The organism is Roseisolibacter agri (assembly GCF_030159095.1).
GTDB classification, from domain to species: Bacteria; Gemmatimonadota; Gemmatimonadetes; order Gemmatimonadales; family Gemmatimonadaceae; genus Roseisolibacter; species Roseisolibacter agri.
In genome coordinates this window covers 329535-347666 of the sequence record NZ_BRXS01000005.1, presented here as the reverse complement: position 1 = coordinate 347666, position 18132 = coordinate 329535, and the positions used below count along the sequence as shown (strand labels likewise).

Below are 18132 nucleotides of genomic sequence, written 5' to 3'. Positions count from 1 at the left end.
ACGGAGGCGACGATGCAGGACCGACGGTACTCGGAGGAGGACGTCCAGCGAATCCTGGCCCTGGCCGCGGAGGCGGAGTCGACCGCGCTCGCGTCCGGCGAGCGGCAGTGGACGCTCGCGGAGATCCAGCGCGCCGGCGCGGAGGCGGGGATCGCGCCCGCCTCGGTGGCCGCGGCCGCGATCGCCCTCGACGGCCAGGCCGCCGCGCCCGGCGACCGCCGCTACCTCGGACTCCCCGTCGCCGTGTCGCGCGCCGTCCCGCTCGCGCGCCCGCTGAGCGACGAGGACTGGGGCCGCCTGGTCGCCCAGCTGCGCGACACCTTCGCCGCGCAGGGCCGCATCGAGGTCATCGGCGGCCGGCGCGAGTGGCGCAACGGCAACCTCCGCGTCTCGCACGAGCCCACGGACGCCGGCGCCGTCCTCGCGCTGCGCACGCGCAAGGGCGATGCGCCCGCGATGTTCGCGCTGGCCGGCACGGTGCTCCTCGCCGCCATCGCCATCGGCGTGGTGGCCGCACTCGGCGCCGACGGCGAGCGGCTGACCCGCGCGATGCTCGCAGGCGTGCTCGGCGCCCTGATCCTGCTCGTCGGCGCGCTGCGCCTGCCCCTCTGGGCAGGCGCGCGCGGCCGTCAGTTCGACGCGATCGCCGGCTTCGCCCGCCGCCTCACGGGCTCGTAGCATCGGCAGCGCCCGCGGCGGCCAGCTCGCCGTCGCGCGCCTCGCGGATCGCCGCGACGTCGATCTTCCGCATCCCCATCATCGCCTGCATGGCGCGGCGGGCACGTACGGGGTCGGGGTGGCTCAGCAGCGACGCGAAGTCCCGCGGCGCGACCTGCCACGACACGCCGAAGCGGTCCGTCAGCCAACCGCACTGCCCCTCGGCACCGCCCTGCACCAACGCCCCCCAGTAGCGGTCGATCTCCTCCTGCGTGTCGCACGGCACGAGGATCGAGCACGCGTCGGTGAACGCCGTCTCGAGACGGCCGTTGAGCGCCAGGAAGGGCGCGCCATCCAGCACGAACTCGACGGCGACGACCCCGCCGCCGGCGCGCAGGACCTGCCCGACCTTCGAGTTGGGGAAGATCGCGACGTAGTGCCGCGCCGCCTCCTCGGCTTCGGAGCGGAACCAGAGGCAGGTCTGGAGTGCGGGCATGGGACGTTCTCCTGGTGTGATGGTGGTGGACCGCCTGCGAGTCTCACCCTGTAGTCGGAGCCGGACGGCGCGCCTCGACATCGCGCCACGAGAAGCAGCCGGTGACACCGGCGACGGCGGCGGACCGTAGAGCCGGCGGGGCAGAGCACGCGGGACGCGCCCCACCTCCCCGGTCCCGCCGCCCGCTCCGCCCGCCCCCACCGCATGTCGAAGCTCTGGTCGATCCTCCGCTTCGAGGTGGCCTACCAGCTGCGCCGCGTCTCGACGTGGCTGTACTTCGCGGTGCTGCTGGGGCTCACCTACCAGTTCGCGACCGAAGCCTACATCGACAGCGCCCGGCGCGGCGGCTTCCACTTCAACTCCCCGTTCGTCGTCGCGGCGGTGACGCTGCTCGGCAGCGTGATGGTGCTGCTGGTGGCCGCGGCCACGGCCGGCGACGCGGGCGCGCGCGACGTGCAGACGCGCATGCACGCGCTGGTCTACTCCGCGCCGCTCGACCGCGCGAGCTACCTCGGCGGACGCTTCCTGGGCGCGTTCCTCGTGAGCGCGATCGTGCTGCTCGGCGTGCCCGCCGGGGTGCTGCTGGCAGCGCTCGTCCCGGGCCCGGAAGCGGCGCTCCTCGGGCCGTTCCGACCAGCGGTCTACGTGGGCGCGTACGTGCAGCTCGCCCTCCCGAACGCCTTCATCGCCACGGCCGTCGCCTTCGCGCTGGCCACGCTCGGCCGACGCCCGGGACTGAGCTACCTGGGCGCCGTGCTCCTGTTCTTCGTGACGATGCTCGCGTGGCAGCTCGTCGCGGTCGGACTCGGACGCTGGGAGCTCGGCAGGCTGCTCGACCCGCTCGCCCTCACCGCGATGAGCGAGCTCTCGCGCTCGTGGACGGCCGCGGAGAAGAACGCCCGCGCCGTCACGCTGGAAGGCGCGCTGCTCACGAACCGCCTGCTGTGGCTCGGCGTCGCGTGCGGCCTGCTCGCGCTCACGCACCTGCGCTTCCGCTTCGCGCATCCCGGCGCGCGCAGCTGGCGACGTGCCGCTCCTGACGCGGGAACGAGCGCCGCACCCGACGACGCGGCCGCGATGCTGGAGGCGGCGCGACGCGCACCGATCGCCGCCCCCCGCGTGCGCCGGACGTTCGATCGCGCGGCGCAGACGCGGCAGCTGCGGCGTGTCACGCGCGAGTCGTTCGCGGAGATCGTCACCGGGTGGGGCGGGCTCGGGCTGGCGGCGCTGACGGTGCTGCTGGTCCTCGCCATCCAGTCGATGACGCAGCACCTGGGCGTGCCGCTGCTCCCGACGACCGGGCACCTGACGACGTACATCGGCGACACGGGCGAGATCGTGTGGATGATCATCCCGCTGCTCATCGCCTACTACGCGGGTGAGCTGGTGTGGCGCGAGCGCGATGCGGGGCTCCACGAGATCGCCGACGCCGCGCCGGTGCCCGAGTGGATCGCGGCCCTCGGCAGGTTCCTCGGCCTCGCGCTCGTGCTCGCGGCGCTGCAGCTGCTCATGATGGGCGCCGCGATGCTCGTGCAGGCACGCATGGGCTACCACGACTTCGAGCTGGGGCTCTACGCGAGGATCCTCCTCGGCCTGCAGCTCGGCGATTACCTGCTGTTCGCGCTGCTGGCGATCGCGATGCACGTGATCGTCGACCAGAAGTACGTCGGCCACACGCTCGTGCTGCTCGCGTACGCGCTCACCACCTTCGCGACCAGCCTCGGGATCGACCAGCCGATGCTCGTCTACCGGTCGGATCCGGGCTGGTCGTACTCCGACCTGCGCGGCTTCGGGCCGACGCTCGCGCCGGTGCTCTGGTTCCGGCTGTACTGGGCGGCGTGGGCGCTGCTGCTGGCCGTCGCCACGCGCCTCCTCTGGGTGCGCGGCACCGAGCGCGGCCTCGCGGCGCGGCTGCAGCTCGCGCGGCGCCGCTTCACGCGCCCCGTCGGCGTGACGACGCTTGCGGCGACGAGCCTCGTGGTCGCGGTGGGCGGCTACCTGTTCTACAACACGGCCGTCCTGCGCGCGCCCAGCACCGGCGACGACGCGGTGCGGCGCAGCGTCGCGTACGAGCGCCTGTACGGTCGCTTCGAGGGCGCGCCGCAGCCGCAGCTCGCGAGCGTGCGGCTGCGTGTCGAGCTGCATCCGACGGAGGGCGCCGCGGACATCGACGGCAGCTACCGGCTGGTGAACGCGAGCGGCGTGGCGATCGACACGGTGCACGTCGCGACGGCGACGCGCGTCGGGACGGGCGAGCTGCGCTTCGACCGCGCCGCGACGCGCGCGCTGGTGGACGACACGCTCGGCCACCGCGTCTACGTGCTGGCCGCGCCGCTGCCGCCGGGCGACTCGCTGCGGATGGACTTCACGGTGCGCCACCGGCCGCGCGGCTTCGCGAGCGGCGGCATCGACCTCGCGGTGACGCCGAAGGCGACGTACGTCGCGCAGTCGGAGTGGCTGCCCGCGATCGGCTACCAGCCGGAGCGCGCGTTGAGCGGCGCGGGCGAGCGTCGCGCGCAGGGGCTGCCGCCGCGGCCGTCCGTGCGCGCGCTGGAGGACGAGGCGGCGCGGCGCGACATGGCGGGCGCGGAGCGCATCACCGTCGACGCCGTCGTCGGCACGGACGCGGGCCAGGTGGCCGTCGCGCCGGGCGCGCTGCGGCGCACGTGGACCGAGCGCGGGCGCCGGTACTTCCACTACGCGACCGACGTCCCGATCCGCAACGAGCTCGCGATCTACTCGGCCGCGTACGCGGTGGACGAGGCGCGATGGAGCGCGCCGGCGGGCACGTCGGCGCAGCCCGTCGCGCTCCAGGTGCTGCACCACCCCGCGCACACGCGGAACGTCGCGCGCATGCTGCGCAGCATGCGGGCGACGCTCGACTACCAGACGGCGCGCTTCGGCCCGTATCCGTACGGGCAGCTGCGGCTCGTGGAGCGGGCCGGGCGGTCGATGAGCCTGCACGCCTCGCCCATCGACATGTGGTTCCAGGAGGGGTTCGCGATCATGAACCCCGACGACGACCCGCGCGACATCGACTTCGCGTACGCGGTGGTGGCGCACGAGGTGGCGCACCAGTGGTGGGGCAACCAGCTGATGCCCGCCGTCGTCCAGGGCGCGCCGCTGCTCACCGAGAGCCTCGCGTGGTACTCGGCCCTCGGCGTCGTGGAGCAGACGTACGGGCGCGCGCACCTCGACCGGCTGCTGGCGATGATGCGCGAGTCCTACCTCAGCCCGCGCGCGCGCGCCGGCCAGCCGCTGCTGCGGACCTACGACCGCCTCATCGTCTCCCGCAAGGGGCCGTTCGCGATGTTCGCGGCGCGCGAGTACGTCGGCGAGGCGCGCGTGGACGGCGCGCTGCGACGCCTGGTCGAGCGGTTCGGCGACGGCGCGGCGCCGCTTCCCACGTCGCTCGACCTGTACCACGAGCTGCGCGCGGCCACGCCCGACTCGCTGCACCCGCTGCTCGCGGACCTGTTCGAGCGGAACGCCTACTGGCAGCTCGCGACCGAGCGCGCGACGGCAGAGCCCATGGCGGGCGGCGCGTGGCGCGTGACCATGGACGTGAAGGCGCGCAAGGTGGTCGTCGACAGCCTGGGCATCGAGACCGAGCTGCCGATGGACGACCTCGTGGAGATCGGCGTGCAGGCGGCGGGGCGCGACGGCGAGCCGGGCGCGCCGCTCTACCGGCGCCTGCACCGCGTGCGCGGTGGGACGCAGCGCATCGTCGTGACCGTGCCCGCGCGCCCCGCGCGCGCCGGGCTCGATCCGCGCCACCTGCTGATAGACGTCGGGCCGGGCGACAACGTGAGCGACGTGACGACCGGCGCGCGTCCGTGACTACAGGGTGACCTCGCGCCCGCCGCGGAACGCGCGCACGCCGAGGTTCGTGTCGTGCAGCAGGAGGAGTGCGTCGGGGTTGCCGTACTGGCGCATCACGTCGTGCATGAGATCCGCCTCCCCGCCCCACGGGTAGCCGAACACGACGTCGAAGTCGTCGAGCGCGTGGCCGAGCTGCAGGTAGCCCGACGGCCCGTCGCCGATGGTGCCCTTGCGCGTGTCGCCGTCGCGCGCGCGCCAGCGGTAGCCCGTGGGCAGGAAGCTTCCCGCGACGAAGCGGGCGCGCGAGCCGTGCCGCGCCGCAAGGGCGCGCGCCGTCTCCACGAGCTTCGCGTCGAGCTCGATGCCGCACGCGTCGAAGCCGACGATGTCGGCCATGATCGTGATGATGCCCGAGGCCGAGCCCCATTCCAGGAAGCGGCCGCGCGCGGGCCGCCGCGCGGCCAGGCGCTGCAGCGCCGCGCGCACGACGTCGTAGTCGGCGGCGACGAACGGGTGGAAGCCCGGCTCGCGCACCTCGCGGTCGAACCGCTCCCAGATCGCCCACCCTTCGGCGCACACGGCGTCGAGCCGCGCGTCGATCGCGGCGGCATCGCCGCCGGCGTCCTGCGTCACGAGGTCACCACGAGATCATCTGCGAGAGGGTGCGAGGCCCCGCAAGCTACACGCGTGCGGAACCCCGACGTTCGGTGCGCTGGAACTCGCCGCTGCGCCCGCGCAACTTCCGCGCGACTCCGGACGAGGACCGCTTCCTGACCACCGCCCACACCTGGCACGCCACGTACCGCGGCCGCATCGCACCCACGCCCACCGGCGACATGCACGTCGGCCATGCGCGGACGTTCGTCGCGGCGTGGCGGCGGGCGGCGGACGCGGGCGGCGCGCTCGTGCTGCGCATCGAGGACCTGGATCCGCTGCGCAGCCGCGACGAGTGGACCGCGCGCGCGATCGAGGACCTGACGTGGCTCGGCGTGCAGTGGACCGAGGGACCGGTGTACCAGTCGCGACGGCGCCCGGTGTACGAGGCGACCTGGCGCGCGCTGCGCGACGCGGGGCTCGTCTATCCCAGCCACGTCTCGCGGAAGGAGGTGCGCGACGCCGCGCACGCGCCGCACGAGGATGAGGAGGGGAGCGAGCCGGTGTTCCCACCCGAGCTGCGCCCGACCGCCCACGCGGGGCGCGACGCCGAGTCGCCGGCGGGCGTCGTGTGGCGCTTCCGCGTTCCCGACGGCGAGGTCGTGCGTTTCACCGACGCGATCCGGGGCCCGCAGGCGTTCACCGCCGGCGTCGACTTCGGTGACTTCGTCGTCTGGCGCAAGGACGACGTGCCCGCGTACGAGCTCGCGGTCGTGGCCGACGACGTCGCGATGGGGATCACCGAGGTCGTGCGCGGCGAGGACCTGCTGCGCTCCACCGCGCGGCAGCTGCTCGTCTATCGCGCCCTCGGCGCGACGCCGCCCGCCTGGTGCCACCTGCCGCTCGTGCGCGACGCCGAGGGGCGCCGGCTGGCCAAGCGCCATCAGGCGCTGTCGATCCGCGAGCTGCGCGCGCGTGGCATGACGCCGGACGAGGTGCTGGCGCAGGCGGAGGCCGTTCGGCCGGGAGCGTGAGCGGCGCGAGGCCGCCGCTGGCGAGCGGATTGCAGCGCGTCGTGCGCGCCAACCCCTGCACCGCGCCCACATGCCCGACGACCTCACTCCCTTCCCGCGCCGCCCGCTCGGCCGCACCGGCTTCGAGGCCAGCATCCTGGGCATCGGCGACCTCGCCGACCGCAGCGTGCCGCTGGAGCAGTGCGCGGCGACGCTCCGCCGCGCCGTCGACGCGGGGCTCAACGTCGTCGACACGGCGCCGAACTACGAGGACGGCTACTCGGAGCAGGTCGTCGGTCACGCGCTGCGTGGGGTCCGCGAGCGGGCGTTCGTGATCACGAAGATCGACGACCTGACCGACCCCGTCGCGCCGCAGCTCGAGGAATCGCTCGCGCGGCTGCGGATGGAGCACGTCGACGCGCTCGTCTTCCACAACCTCTCGGACCTCGACGTCTTCCACACGCTCATGGAGCCGGGCGGCGGCTTCGCGCAGCTCGCGGACTGCGTCGCCCAGGGGCGCACGCGCTTCCGCGGCATCTCGTCGCACAGCCCCGAGGTGCTGCACGCCGCGATCACCGCGGGCGTCTGCGACGTCGCGATGTTCCCGCTCGGCCCGTTCGTCGACGAGCGGTACGTCGCCGAGACGCTGCCGCTGGCGCGGGCGCACGGCGTGGCGACCGTGTGCTTCAAGACGTTCGGCGCGGGCAAGCTGCTGGGCGACGTGCTGGGCTACAACCAGCCGCTCCAGCTGCGGCCGCGCGGCAAGCTGTCGTCGGGCGGCGCGAACGCCACGCTGGACGACGCGCCGACGCTGCCGCGGCTGACCGTCGAGGAGTGCCTGCACTACACGCTGACCCTCGACCCCGACGTGGCGCTGCTCGGCCTCAGCTTCCCGAACGAGCAGGACCAGGCGTTCGCCGCGGCGCGCCGCTTCGCCCCGATGTCGGATGCCGTGATGGCCGACGTGCGCCGGCGCGCGGTCGAGGCGCGGCGGGACAAGGGCCCGTGCTGGTGGAACCCGGACCCGCTGGCATGACCGCGGTCGGCGGGCGCTAGATTCGGCCGGTCCGCCGACGTCCACGCCCGCCCCTACCCATGCTCCAGCCCCCGCTCGCCGACGTCGAGGTGCGCGTCCTCGGCGCCCTCATCGAGAAGGCCGTCACGACGCCCGACGTCTACCCGCTGTCGCTCAGCGGGCTGACGGCCGCGTGCAACCAGACGTCGAACCGCGACCCCATCATGCGCCTCGACGAGGAGCAGGTGTCGCAGGCCGTCACGACGCTGCGCCGCCGCAACCTGCTGCGCGCGATCCAGCCGATGGGCTCGCGCGTCACGAAGCACCAGCACCTGCTGGCCGACGCGCTCAACCTGGATGCGCGCGAGCTCGCGGTGCTCGGCGTGCTGATGCTGCGCGGGTCGCAGACGGCGGGCGAGCTGTACACGCGCACCGCGCGGCTGGCGGAGTTCGCGGGGATCCCGGACGTCGAGGCGACGCTCGACGCGCTGATCGCGCGCGAGCCCGAGGCGCTCGTCACGCGGCTGGCGCGCCGCCCCGGGCAGAAGGAAGTCCGCTACGCGCACCTGATGGCGGGCGAGCCCGCGATCAGCAGTGCGCCCGACGTCGCGGAGCCGGCGCGCGCCCCGGCTGCAGAGGTGCAGGACGACCGCGTCGCCGCGCTGGAGCGCACCGTCGACGAGCTGCGCGCGGAGCTCGCGGCGCTGCGCGAACGGTTCGAGGAGTTCCGCGCGCAGTTCTGACGGCGAGCTGGAGGCGACCCGTCAGCGCGTCCAGATCACGATGCTGCCGCAGGGCGCCGCGTCGCCGCCCGCGGCGCCCGGCAGCCGGCGGAACTGCGCCGGCGCCGACGCGTCCGTGTAGATCTCGATGCCGCGGACGCGGTCGGGGCGCGCGAAGTTGTCGATCTCCAGCCGGTCGAGCGTGTCGAAGTAGTGCCCGTCGATGAAGAAGCCGGGCGTGCAGTCGCCGAACGGGCCGCGCATGAGGATCGAATCGCCTTCCAGGCGCACACCGCTCATGTTCTTGAACAGGTCCGACGTCTGGATCACCAGCCGCTTCGAGATGTCGGCCGCGGTGAAGTAGCGCCCCGGGCCCGAGCGGCGGCGGTCCTCGAAGCCCGCCAGCCCCTCGCTGTAGCGCGCGGTGACCTTCACCGCGTCGAGCACCGCCTGCATCGTCTGCAGCGAGAGCCGCAGCGGCGCGCCGCCCTGCACGACGTCCACCGGGCGGCGCTCCGGGAAGAAGCCGACCGCGCGCACCTCCAGCAGCCGCGTGCCGTACGGCACGTTCGCGAGCGTCCACGCGCCGGTCGCGTCGGTGCGCGTCTGCGCGCTGCCGGCGATGCTCACGAGCGCGCCCTCCAGCGGACGGCCGCCCGCGGTCGCGACCACGGTCCCGCGCAGCGTGCCCTCGCCGGTGCGGCGCGCGCGTGCCGGCGCGGCGCTGTCGGAGGGTGCGGCGGTGGCCGCGACCGCGGCGTCCGCGCGCGCCGCGCCCACGTACAGCGCCCGGTGCAGGAAGCCGTCGGCCGGCACCTCGAGGTCGATCATGTCCGTGCTGTCGGCGCCGCGGCTCGCGCCGACGGCCATCAGCCCGCCGCGCGGCACGTTGCAGAGCGCGAACAGCCCGTCCGCGGCCGTCGTCGCGACGATGCGCTTCGTGGTCGGGACCATCCCGCCGCGGCCGAGCGTCAGCTCGCTCCACACGCCCGCCACCGACGCGCCCGCGACCGGTGCGCCGTCGCCCGCGCCGCGGACGACTCCCATCACCACCGCGCCCGAGTCCGCGGTCGCCGGCCCACAGAGCTCGGCCCGGATCTGCGCGGCCGACGGGCTCGCGACATCGAGGCGCACGGGGCGGCCACGCTCCACCTGCACCGCGCGCTGCGGCGGCTCGATGCCGAGCGAGTCGAGCATCGGGTGCAGGAAGCCGAGCGTGTAGCGGCCGTCGGCGACGCCGGAGAACGTGAAGCCACCGATCGAGTCGGAGACGACCGAACGGGTGCCACCCAGCGCATCGGTGGCGGAGACCAGCTGCACGGTGGCCCCGGCGAGCGGCGCCCGCGACAGCCCGTCGCGCACCACGCCGCTGACGGTGATGCCGGCGGGCGTCTGGGCGGCCGCCGGAGCGGCGAGGAACGCGACGAGGAAGGAGAGGTGACGCAGGCGCACGGGAGGGTCGGCTGGTGGGTGGGTGCCGACCAACTTACGCGCCGGCGCCGATCCCGCGAGTCGCCTGCCGTTGCAGCTGACTCGCGCTAACGCGCGCCGAACATGGCCGCGGGGCGCAGCCGCAGGCCGACGCCGAGCCGCGTCCCGCCGAGGTCCAGGCGGTCGAACGCCGCGAAGTCCGCGGACATCGGCGCCGAGCCCACCTGGCGCCGCACGTCGCCCTGCACCGCGATCCAGCGGCGCACCGGCACCTCGAGCGTCGCGCTGCCGTAGCCGAAGCCGCCGCGGCCCGCCGAGCCGAAGTCGTCGGCGTACGCGACGCTGCGCGGCGCGTCCACGAAGTCGCCCCACTGGTGCAGCCGGTAGCGCGCGACGCCGCCGCCGGCGCCGAGCAGCAGGCGCACGCGGTCCGTCGCACCCGCGCGCGTCCCTCTCCACCGGAACGCCTGCCACTCCATGCCCACGTACTGCAGCGACGCGACGTCGAGCGTCGTCTGCTGCCGCACGTCGGCCGTGACGCCCGTCGCCTGCGCGCGGCTCACGGACGCGACCGTGCTCCGCCCCGACTCGGCGCCCAGCAGCACGCCGAAGCGCGGCGTCAGCGCGACGTGCAGCTCGCCGCCCGTGAGGCGCGGCCGCAGCGCGCCGTCGGTGGGCAGGAGCGCGCGGTCCATGAGCGCGAACAGCTCGCTGCGTCCCGACGGCCGGAGCTGGCCGAGGCGCGCCGTCACGCTGACGCGCCCCAGCCACGACGCGGACGACGACGTGGACGACGAGTCGCGCGCGGGCTGCTGCGCCGCCGCGGGCGTGGCGAGCAGCGCGAGCGCCAGCGTGTGGACGAACGTGCGGGCGGCGCTCATCGGGCGGGCTCGCGCACGACGAAGTCGAGCGTCACGCACGCCTGGCGCGTCTGCCGGCGCTGCGCGAACACCATGCACGACGTGTGCGGGAGTCGCGGCCGCACCGTGAACGTCGCCGCCCCCACCAGCGCGTCCGCCTGCACGGTGACGCGCGCGCTGCCCTCGCCCTGCGAGCGCACGACGCCGCTGCCGTCCACGTCGACGACGCGCGCATCGGCGGAGCGCCACGTCAGCGCGGGCGGGCCGTCGAGCATCGCGTGGCCGCGCGCGTCGGTGACCTCCACGCGCAGCTGGCGCGCCGCGCCCAGCGTGCCGAACGCCGTGTCCACCGGCGCGAGCGTGAGCCGCGCGGCGCGCTGGCGCACCTCGACGACGACGCTGTCCGCGAGACGGTCGGCCCAGTAGCCCGCCGGACGGACGCCCGTGGGGCCGACGTCCAGCGCGGCGACGATGGTCACGCGGCCGTTCCCGATCGCGCGGAAGACGCCCTCGGCGTCCTGCGCGACGACGTCGCCGCGCGAGAGCGACCAGCGCAGCTTCGCGCCGTCGAGCGGCTGGCCGTGCTGGTCGAGCACGCGCGGGCGCACGAGCGCGGTGTCGCCAATGCTCGCGAGCGACGCGGCGCTGGCGGCGGTGAGGCCGACGGTCGTCGGCTCCGGGCCGGCGGGCGCGACGACATCGTCGGGCGCGCAGGCGGCGAGCGTGACGAGCACCAGGATCAACGGGCGCAGGGAGGGCCGGAGCATGAGGGGAGAGGGGACGCGGGGAATCATGGCGCGGTCCGCGGCGCGGCCGGGGCGGTGGGCGGAACGACGACGGCGGTGAGCAGCAGCCGCGCGTGCGCGCCCGGCTCGATGCGCGCGATCGACCACTCCTGCGTGGGCGCGCGGTACGTGCCCTCGACGGGCGTGGTGCGGACGACGGTGAAGCCCGGCTCCGTGAACGCGCGCGGGATGACGACGTCGATCGCCGGACCGCGACCGTGGTTGGTGACGGTGAGCGTGATCGTGATCGTGTCGCCGACGGCGGGCGTCGCCCGATCGGGCGTCGCCGTGAGGTCGAGGTCCGGCGGCGGCGGCACGACCTCCACGGCCAGCGCGACCGAGCGCGGGGCCGACGCGGGGTCGATGCCGTTCACCTGCAGCGTGTAGGCGCCTTCGGGCAGCGTGGCCGCGACGGGCACCGCGGCCGCGAACGTGCCGTCGGTCGCGACGGGCACGGTGCCGAGGAGCGACGGCGCGGTGCCGCGTCCGATCAGGTAGAGCGTGACCCAGGTGCTCGGCGCGAAGCCGCTGCCGTCCGCGGTCGCGCGGCCGCCGTGCTCCAGCTGCAGCGTGCGCGACGAGTCCACCGGGAGTGCGGCGCCCGATTCGTCCGCCGCGCGCAGGCGCAGCGTGAAGCCGCCGTCGCGCACGCGCACGATCGTGTCCTGCACCACCTCCGCGATCGTCGCGAGCGGAGTGGTAGGCGTGGGCATCGGCGCGACCGGGACGAACGGGCCGGCCGCCGACGTGAACGCGCTCGTGCCGCACGGGTTCACCGCCGCCACCCGCACGAGGTACGCGCGGTTGTTCGTCAGCCCCTGCACCGTCGCCGCGGTGGGCGCCGCGCCCGTGGCCGCGAGCTGCGTCCAGCTGCGGCCGCCGTCCATGCTCCCCTCGACCACGTAGCCCGTGATCGCGCGGCAGCCGACGGTCTCGGGCGCCGACCAGGTGATCGCGAGGCTGCCCGCTCCCGGCGCCGCGGCGACGTTGCGCGGCGCCGACGGCGGCGCGGCGGCGACGATGCTCGCCGTGGTCGTGGGCGCGCCGGTCATCACCAGCGTGTACGTCGACGCCGCCGCGCCGGTGAGGCCGACCGCGCGCAGCGTCACGCGCTTGCCCGCGCCGACCGCCGCGTCCGCGAACGCTGCATTGGCCCACGTCAGCGCGACCTCGTCGCCGGGCTGCGCGCCGACCAGCCGCAGGTCGTTGCGGGTGATGGTGGCGTCGGTCGTGCCGTCGTGCACCTTGTCGGCGACCGCGAACGAGCCGCCGATGGTGAGGAGCCGCGACGTGATGCTCGCCGTGCTGGTTGGCGCGCCGGCGAGGCTCAGCGTGTAGTTGCCCGCGGCCGCGCCGGCGAGCGTCGCGCCCGTGATCGACACCGGCTTGCCGTTGCCCGTGAGCGGATCGCCGAAGGCCGCGGTCACGCCCGCCAGCGTCACCGCGTCGCCACCCACCACGCCGACGAGCGTCAGCGCGCTGCCGGCGATGGTCGCGGTCGCGTTGCCGTCGAACGGCTTGCTGGCGGCCGTGAACGTGCCGCCGATGGTGACCGGGCGCGCCGTGATGCTCGCGGTCGTCGTGGGCGCGCCCGTGAGGTCCACCGTGTACGCGCCCGCGTCGGCGCCGCCGAGCGTGACGTTGGTGATGACCACCGTCCTGCCGGTGCCCGCGCCGGCCGACTGGAAGCCGAGCGTGACCGACGCGATCGTCACCTGCTGGCAGGGGCCCACGCCGACGAGCGAGAGCCCGGACGTGTTGCCCGTCGCCGCGGTCGTGCCGTCGTAGACGCGGTCGTGCGCGGTGATGCCGCCGGCGATCGTGACCGTGCCGGTCGCGGGCACGACAGGCGGCACGATCGGCGGAACGACGACGATGACGCCGCTCGTGATGTCGGCGGTCGTCGTCGGCGCGCCCGCGACGTTCAGCGCATAGTTGGAGGCCGCGGCGCCCGCGAGCGTCGCCGCGGTGATCGCGACCGGCTTCGCCGTCCCGACGGCCGCGTTGGCGAAGGCCGCCGTCACGCCCGTGAGCGAGAGCGCGTCGCCGCCGACGGCGCCCAGCACGGTGAGCGCGTTCGTCGCGATGGTCGCGGCGGTCGTGCCGTCGAACGCCCTGCTCGCCGCGGTGAACATGCCGCCGATGGTGACGGGCCGCGCGGTGATGGCCGCGGCGGCCGTCGGCGCGCCGGCGAGGTTCACCGTGTACGACGCCGCGTTGGTGCCGCCGAGGGTGACGTTCGTGATCGTCACCGTCCTGCCCGTGCCGACCGCCGCCGACTGGAACGCGAACGTCGCCGACGCGATGGTGACCTGATGGCCGCCGTTCACGCCCGCGAGCGTCAGCGCTCCGGTCGTGCCGGTGGCGACCGTGGTGCCGTCGTACGCGCGGTCGCTCGCGGTGAAGCTGCCGCCGATCGTGACGGTGCTGCTCGCGCTGGCGATCACCAGCTCGGCCGACGTCGCGTCGCTGAGCGTGAAGCCGTCCGCGTCCGTGATCGTCGCGGTGACGGAGTAGGTGCCCAGCGCGAGCGGCGTGGTGAGCGCGAGCGACCAGCTGGTCCCGCTGCGCACCACGGCCGGCGTCGAGGTGGTGGTGTACTGGACGCCGTCGAGCACCACCGACAGCGCCTCGCCCGCGGCGACCGTGGCGGTGCCGGCGATCGTCGGCGTCGTGCTGGTGGTCGTCTGCGCCGTCACGGTCACCGGGCCCGCGGGGCGCGAGCTGACGACGGTGGCGAGGTAGGCGTTCAGGCCGTTCAGCAGCTGCGACTGCGCGGCGTTGCCGCTCTGGTTCGAGCCGTCGGTCGCCAGCGTGCCCGTGTAGCCCGCGACGTAGCCGCCGATGCTGGTGCCGCCGGGGCTGTCGCCGTTCGTGATCTGGATCGAGCCGCCCGAGTACGCGAACGTGATCGGGCTCGCGGGGCGCGGCAGGATGCCGATCAGGTCCGTCGTGCTGCCGGTGTTCATCCGCCAGTTGGCGGAGGCCGGGATGTCGAGCGTCGTGCCGTTCGTGCGCACGATCCGCAGCGTGCCCGGGATGTCGTTCCCCTGGAGCTCGAACTGGTTCGTCGACGAGCTCTGGATGAAGAAGAGGCGCGCGATCCCGAGGGTCGCGAACGTCTTGACGCTCTCGGCCGAGCCGGCGGAGGAGGCGCGCGTCCCGATGAAGCCGTTGGGGAGCGGCACGCTCACCAGGTTCTGGGCGCGCAGCTCGCCCGCCGCGCCCACCAGCGCCACCAGCGCCACCAGCATCGCCATCCACCGCCAGGTGCGCCGCCCGACCCCGCGCCCGACCACACCCGCCAACGCACCACGCATACGACCTCTCGAGGGAGACACGACGACCGCCCGGGCGGATCCGCCCACGCGCATGGCCGGTCAGTCTCGACCCCTCGGATGGCCTGCTGCAGTCGTCGACCGCAGTTGCGCGGAAACGTCATGAAGGCGGCCCCTCGTGGTGCGGTGGGCCCCGTGGCGCTAAGGTAGGGCGCCCCTCCTCCCCGCCGCGCTCCTCCCCCCGCCCCGCGCCCACCGTGCAGGATCTCACCACGGGCTCCATCACCCGGCACCTGCTGAAGACCACGAGCTTCATGCTCGTGATGATGGTCTTCCAGACGCTGTACTTCCTGATCGACCTGTACTGGGTCGGCCGGCTCGGCACCGAGGCGGTCGCCGGCGTCGCCATCGCCGGCAACCTCTCCTTCGTCGTGCTCGCGGTCGGCCAGGTGCTCGGCGTGGGGACGACGACGGTCGTCTCGCACGCGGTCGGGCGGCGCGACCAGCCCGAGGCGCGGCACCTCTTCAACCAGTCGATGGTGCTGTCGTGCGTCGCCGGCGCGGCGTTCCTGGTGGCGGGGCTCGCGCTGCTCGGGCCGTACACGCGCGCGATGGGCGCCGACCCGGCGACCGCCGCGGTGGCCGCCGCCTACCTGCGCTGGTTCGTTCCCGCGATGGCGCTCCAGTTCCCGCTCGGCGCGATGGGCGCGGCGCTGCGCGCGACCGGCAACTTCCGCCCGACGATGATCGTGTCGACCGCGAGCGTCGTCCTCAACATGATCCTCGCGCCGTTCCTCATCTTCGGCTGGGGGACGGGGCGCGCGTTCGGCGTCGCGGGCGCGGCGATCTCCTCGCTCGTCGCGATCGTCGTCGGGCTGGCGTGGATGGCGACCTACTTCCGCCCGGCCGACGCGTTCCTGCACTTCGCGCGCGCGGAGTGGCGGCCGGACGTCGCGCAGTGGCGCCGCATGCTCGCGATCGGGCTGCCGGCCGGCTTCGAGTTCGCGATGATGGCGCTCTACCAGGTCGTCGTCTACACGGTCGCGCGCCCGTTCGGCGCGGCGGCGCAGGCGGGCTTCGGCATCGGGATGCGCGTGATCCAGGCGGGCTTCATGCCGGTCGTCGCGCTGGGGTTCGCCGTGGCGCCGGTGGCGGGGCAGAACTTCGGCGCACGGATGGCCGACCGCGTGCGCGCCACCTTCAAGGACGCGGCGCTGCTGGCGACCGTGGTGATGGCGCTCTTCGCGCTGCTGTCGCACGTGGCGCCCGAGGCGATGGTGCGCGCCTTCACCGGCGACGACGCGGTGGTCGCCGTCGGCGCCGACTACCTGCGCATCATCTCGTGGAACTACGTCGCGTCGGGGCTGATCTTCGTCGCGGGCAGCACGTTCCAGGCGATGGGCAACACGATCCCGTCGCTGGTGGCGTCGGCGGTGCGCATGTCGCTGGTGATCGGGCCCGCGCTGCTGCTCTCGCGCCTGCCCGGCTTCCGCCTCACGTGGGTCTGGTACCTCGCGATGGCCACGGTCTACGTGCAGCTCGCGCTCAGCCTCTGGCTGCTGCGGCGCGAGTTCGCGCGGAAGCTCACGCCTGGCGCGGCGACGCCGGCGGTCGGTCCCGCCGCGGCGGTGGAGGTCGCGGGCGGCTGACCGCCTGACCCTGATGAGCTCCGGAGGTACGGCATGCGATCGCTCACACCCCACGTGCTCGTCGCGCTGCTCGCGCTCGCGCCCTCCGCCGCCCACGCGCAGCGCGCGCCCATCCTCACGGAGGCGAGCGTCACCGCCTTCCTGCGCGCCTTCGAGCCGACGGCGGCCGAGCACGTGCGGCTGCGCGGGTTGGTCCGCGCGGTGACGCGCGACGTCGCCGTGCAGCGCAGCGACTCCGTGCGCGCCTGCCGCGGCGACGAGCGGTCGGTCATCCAGCCCGGCACCGCGGCCGGCGTCCCGATCGACTCGTTCGAGCGGCTGATGCAGGCCGCCGTGAACGGCGACCAGGCCGCGAAGCGCCGCGTGGACGCGATCACCGCGCAGATGCAGGCGGCGTCGCGCACGGTCACCGCGCGCGGCAACGACTGCGAGCGGCAGGCGCCGCCGCAGGAGTGGTTCGTGCGCCGCCGCGCCGCCGCCAACGCGGAGCTGCGCCGGCTCGGCTGGTCGGGCGCGAGCCGCGCGACCATGCGCACGACGGGACGCACCGTGGAGTTCGGGGCGCGGCTGGACTCGATCGCGCTCGCGCACGCGGACGGCGCGCTGTCGCCGGCGGCGCTGCGCGCGCTGCACGACGCGCTGCACGCGGCGGTCATCGGCGACGATGGCGCCGCGCGCCTCGCGCCGCCCGAGCGTGCGACCGTCGCGCGCCACCGCGCCGCGCTGCGGGCGACGTTCGCCGCGTTCGACCCGTGATGACGCACGAACGGGGACGGCCACCGTGGCCGCCCCCGTTCGTGTCTCGCGTCGCGCCCGTCCGCCCCCCGACGGCGGGCGCCCTCCAGCGTCGTGCCACGTCGTGCCGCGCCCTGCTCACATCCCGAAGCTGGTGTCGTCGCTCGGCGCGGTCTCATCGCCGCTGCGGTCCACCACCACGTTGTAGCCGCTGAAGTGCTTGATGCGGCCGTAGAGGTAGAACGTGCCCGGATCGCGCTGCGTCCGCACGCTCGGATCGGCGAGCGACTCGTTGATGCACGTGCGGCTGCCGGTCGGGCACCAGAACGCCTGGTACTTCTTGTCGAGCGCCGTCGCCTTGTCGTAGAGGTAGAGCGTCACGGTCTGCGTCGGCACGAAGCGGACGTCGGGGCTGAAGCGCACGCGCGGGTGGCCCGCGGCGTCCGTCCAGGTGCGCACCGTGAAGGTGATCGCGCTCGCGAGCGGCGTGCACGGCGCGTCCCACGTGCCGGGGCCGTAGCTCGACGTCGACGGGTCGCAGACGGCGCCGGCCGGGAAGCGGATCTCGTGCGCGCCGATGCGCTCCGTCTGCGCGGCCGACGGCGAGTACGTGAACTGGTGCAGCGTCGTGTCGCCGGCGGTGCCGATCAGCGTCGCACGGCTGGTGACCTCGCGGGGCGCGAGCGTCGACTCGGCGGTCACGGGCGCCGTGCCCGGCGCGTCGGCGCACGCGGTGACCAGCCCGCCCAGCAGGGTGAGGCTCGCGGTCAGAGCGGCGCGGCGAACGATGGCGGTACGCGACATGGGATCGATGACAGGAGGGTGTATTGGAGGGGGAGTGGGCCGCATCGTCGTCGGTGCCGCCCTTGGTTTCTTCCCTCACTGTCATGTATCGACGTTCATGTTCGCCGACTTGAGCGCTCCCGCACCACTTTCTGCGAGAACTTGAGCGCGGGATCGTCACGCGGCGTGCACGGGGTGTCACGCCGTGCGCCCGAAGTGCCGCCCGCGTGACGCCATGGACGCGCTTCACCTCGATGGTGCTCCGCGTCGCGGACACGATCGGGCTGGAGCA

General features: G+C 74.6%; 14 protein-coding genes. 7 read left to right on the top strand and 7 right to left on the bottom strand.

Annotation, left to right across the window (positions count from 1 at the left end):
* Positions 1-12 precede the first annotated feature (12 nt).
* The gene (locus rosag_RS17110; RefSeq protein WP_284351378.1) at positions 13-678 is read left to right on the top strand and encodes a hypothetical protein; all 666 of its coding nucleotides are present in this window, start codon (positions 13-15) and stop codon (positions 676-678) included.
* On the opposite strand, the gene rosag_RS17105 is transcribed toward rosag_RS17110, so the two are convergent.
* On the bottom strand, positions 665-1153 hold the full coding sequence (locus rosag_RS17105) for a VOC family protein (protein WP_284351377.1): 489 nt from the start codon (positions 1151-1153) through the stop codon (positions 665-667). The genes rosag_RS17110 and rosag_RS17105 overlap by 14 nt on opposite strands.
* A gap of 204 nt (positions 1154-1357) precedes the next feature.
* Here rosag_RS17105 and rosag_RS17100 point away from each other — a divergent pair, with 204 nt between their 5' ends.
* A complete protein-coding gene (locus tag rosag_RS17100; protein WP_284351376.1) occupies positions 1358-4993 on the top strand; it encodes an ABC transporter permease/M1 family aminopeptidase in 3636 nt (1211 codons plus the stop codon).
* On the opposite strand, the gene rosag_RS17095 is transcribed toward rosag_RS17100, so the two are convergent.
* Positions 4994-5608 (bottom strand): class I SAM-dependent methyltransferase, encoded by a 615-nt coding sequence (locus rosag_RS17095; protein ID WP_284351375.1) that lies wholly within the window; start codon positions 5606-5608, stop codon positions 4994-4996.
* Between the two features lie 74 nt (positions 5609-5682).
* Between rosag_RS17095 and gluQRS the strand changes: the two genes are divergently transcribed.
* The 3 genes from gluQRS to rosag_RS17080 all read left to right on the top strand — a co-directional run bounded on the left by gluQRS (position 5683) and on the right by rosag_RS17080 (position 8340).
* Positions 5683-6603, top strand: a complete 921-nt coding sequence (gene gluQRS / locus rosag_RS17090) for a tRNA glutamyl-Q(34) synthetase GluQRS (RefSeq protein WP_284351374.1) — start codon at positions 5683-5685, stop codon at positions 6601-6603.
* Positions 6604-6673: 70 nt separating this feature from the next.
* Positions 6674-7618: an aldo/keto reductase gene (locus tag rosag_RS17085; protein ID WP_284351373.1), complete on the top strand. Its 945-nt coding sequence runs from the start codon at positions 6674-6676 to the stop codon at positions 7616-7618.
* Positions 7619-7677: 59 nt separating this feature from the next.
* Positions 7678-8340: a YceH family protein gene (locus tag rosag_RS17080; RefSeq protein WP_284351372.1), complete on the top strand. Its 663-nt coding sequence runs from the start codon at positions 7678-7680 to the stop codon at positions 8338-8340.
* A 21-nt stretch (positions 8341-8361) separates the two neighbouring features.
* Here the strand turns inward: rosag_RS17080 and rosag_RS17075 are convergent, their stop codons facing one another.
* The 4 genes from rosag_RS17075 to rosag_RS17060 form a co-directional block, all read right to left on the bottom strand.
* Positions 8362-9771 (bottom strand): MSCRAMM family protein, encoded by a 1410-nt coding sequence (locus tag rosag_RS17075; protein ID WP_284351371.1) that lies wholly within the window; start codon positions 9769-9771, stop codon positions 8362-8364.
* A gap of 86 nt (positions 9772-9857) precedes the next feature.
* Entirely contained in the window at positions 9858-10631 is a 774-nt protein-coding gene (locus tag rosag_RS17070; protein WP_284351370.1) for a hypothetical protein, read from the bottom strand.
* Positions 10628-11377: a hypothetical protein gene (locus rosag_RS17065; RefSeq protein ID WP_284351369.1), complete on the bottom strand. Its 750-nt coding sequence runs from the start codon at positions 11375-11377 to the stop codon at positions 10628-10630. The genes rosag_RS17070 and rosag_RS17065 overlap by 4 nt, the downstream gene beginning before the upstream one ends.
* Before the next feature lie 23 nt (positions 11378-11400).
* A complete protein-coding gene (locus tag rosag_RS17060) occupies positions 11401-14715 on the bottom strand; it encodes a YDG domain-containing protein (RefSeq protein ID WP_284351368.1) in 3315 nt (1104 codons plus the stop codon).
* A 215-nt stretch (positions 14716-14930) separates the two neighbouring features.
* Here rosag_RS17060 and rosag_RS17055 point away from each other — a divergent pair, with 215 nt between their 5' ends.
* Together rosag_RS17055 and rosag_RS17050 are read left to right on the top strand one after the other, a co-directional pair.
* Positions 14931-16322 (top strand): MATE family efflux transporter, encoded by a 1392-nt coding sequence (locus rosag_RS17055; protein ID WP_284351367.1) that lies wholly within the window; start codon positions 14931-14933, stop codon positions 16320-16322.
* Between the two features lie 33 nt (positions 16323-16355).
* On the top strand, positions 16356-17078 hold the full coding sequence (locus rosag_RS17050) for a hypothetical protein (protein ID WP_284351366.1): 723 nt from the start codon (positions 16356-16358) through the stop codon (positions 17076-17078).
* 117 nt (positions 17079-17195) lie between these two features.
* Here the strand turns inward: rosag_RS17050 and rosag_RS17045 are convergent, their stop codons facing one another.
* Positions 17196-17861 (bottom strand): hypothetical protein, encoded by a 666-nt coding sequence (locus rosag_RS17045; protein WP_284351365.1) that lies wholly within the window; start codon positions 17859-17861, stop codon positions 17196-17198.
* Between the last annotated feature and the right edge of the window lie 271 nt (positions 17862-18132).

Coding starts and splice junctions, on each gene's coding strand:
- rosag_RS17110 (WP_284351378.1), top strand. CDS start 13: ATGCAGGACCGACGGTACTCGGAGGAGGACGTCCAGCGAATCCTGGCC.
- rosag_RS17105 (WP_284351377.1), bottom strand. CDS start 1,153: ATGCCCGCACTCCAGACCTGCCTCTGGTTCCGCTCCGAAGCCGAGGAG.
- rosag_RS17100 (WP_284351376.1), top strand. CDS start 1,358: ATGTCGAAGCTCTGGTCGATCCTCCGCTTCGAGGTGGCCTACCAGCTG.
- rosag_RS17085 (WP_284351373.1), top strand. CDS start 6,674: ATGCCCGACGACCTCACTCCCTTCCCGCGCCGCCCGCTCGGCCGCACC.
- rosag_RS17080 (WP_284351372.1), top strand. CDS start 7,678: ATGCTCCAGCCCCCGCTCGCCGACGTCGAGGTGCGCGTCCTCGGCGCC.
- rosag_RS17070 (WP_284351370.1), bottom strand. CDS start 10,631: ATGAGCGCCGCCCGCACGTTCGTCCACACGCTGGCGCTCGCGCTGCTC.
- rosag_RS17065 (WP_284351369.1), bottom strand. CDS start 11,377: ATGCTCCGGCCCTCCCTGCGCCCGTTGATCCTGGTGCTCGTCACGCTC.
- rosag_RS17060 (WP_284351368.1), bottom strand. CDS start 14,715: ATGCGTGGTGCGTTGGCGGGTGTGGTCGGGCGCGGGGTCGGGCGGCGC.
- rosag_RS17050 (WP_284351366.1), top strand. CDS start 16,356: ATGCGATCGCTCACACCCCACGTGCTCGTCGCGCTGCTCGCGCTCGCG.
- rosag_RS17045 (WP_284351365.1), bottom strand. CDS start 17,861: ATGTCGCGTACCGCCATCGTTCGCCGCGCCGCTCTGACCGCGAGCCTC.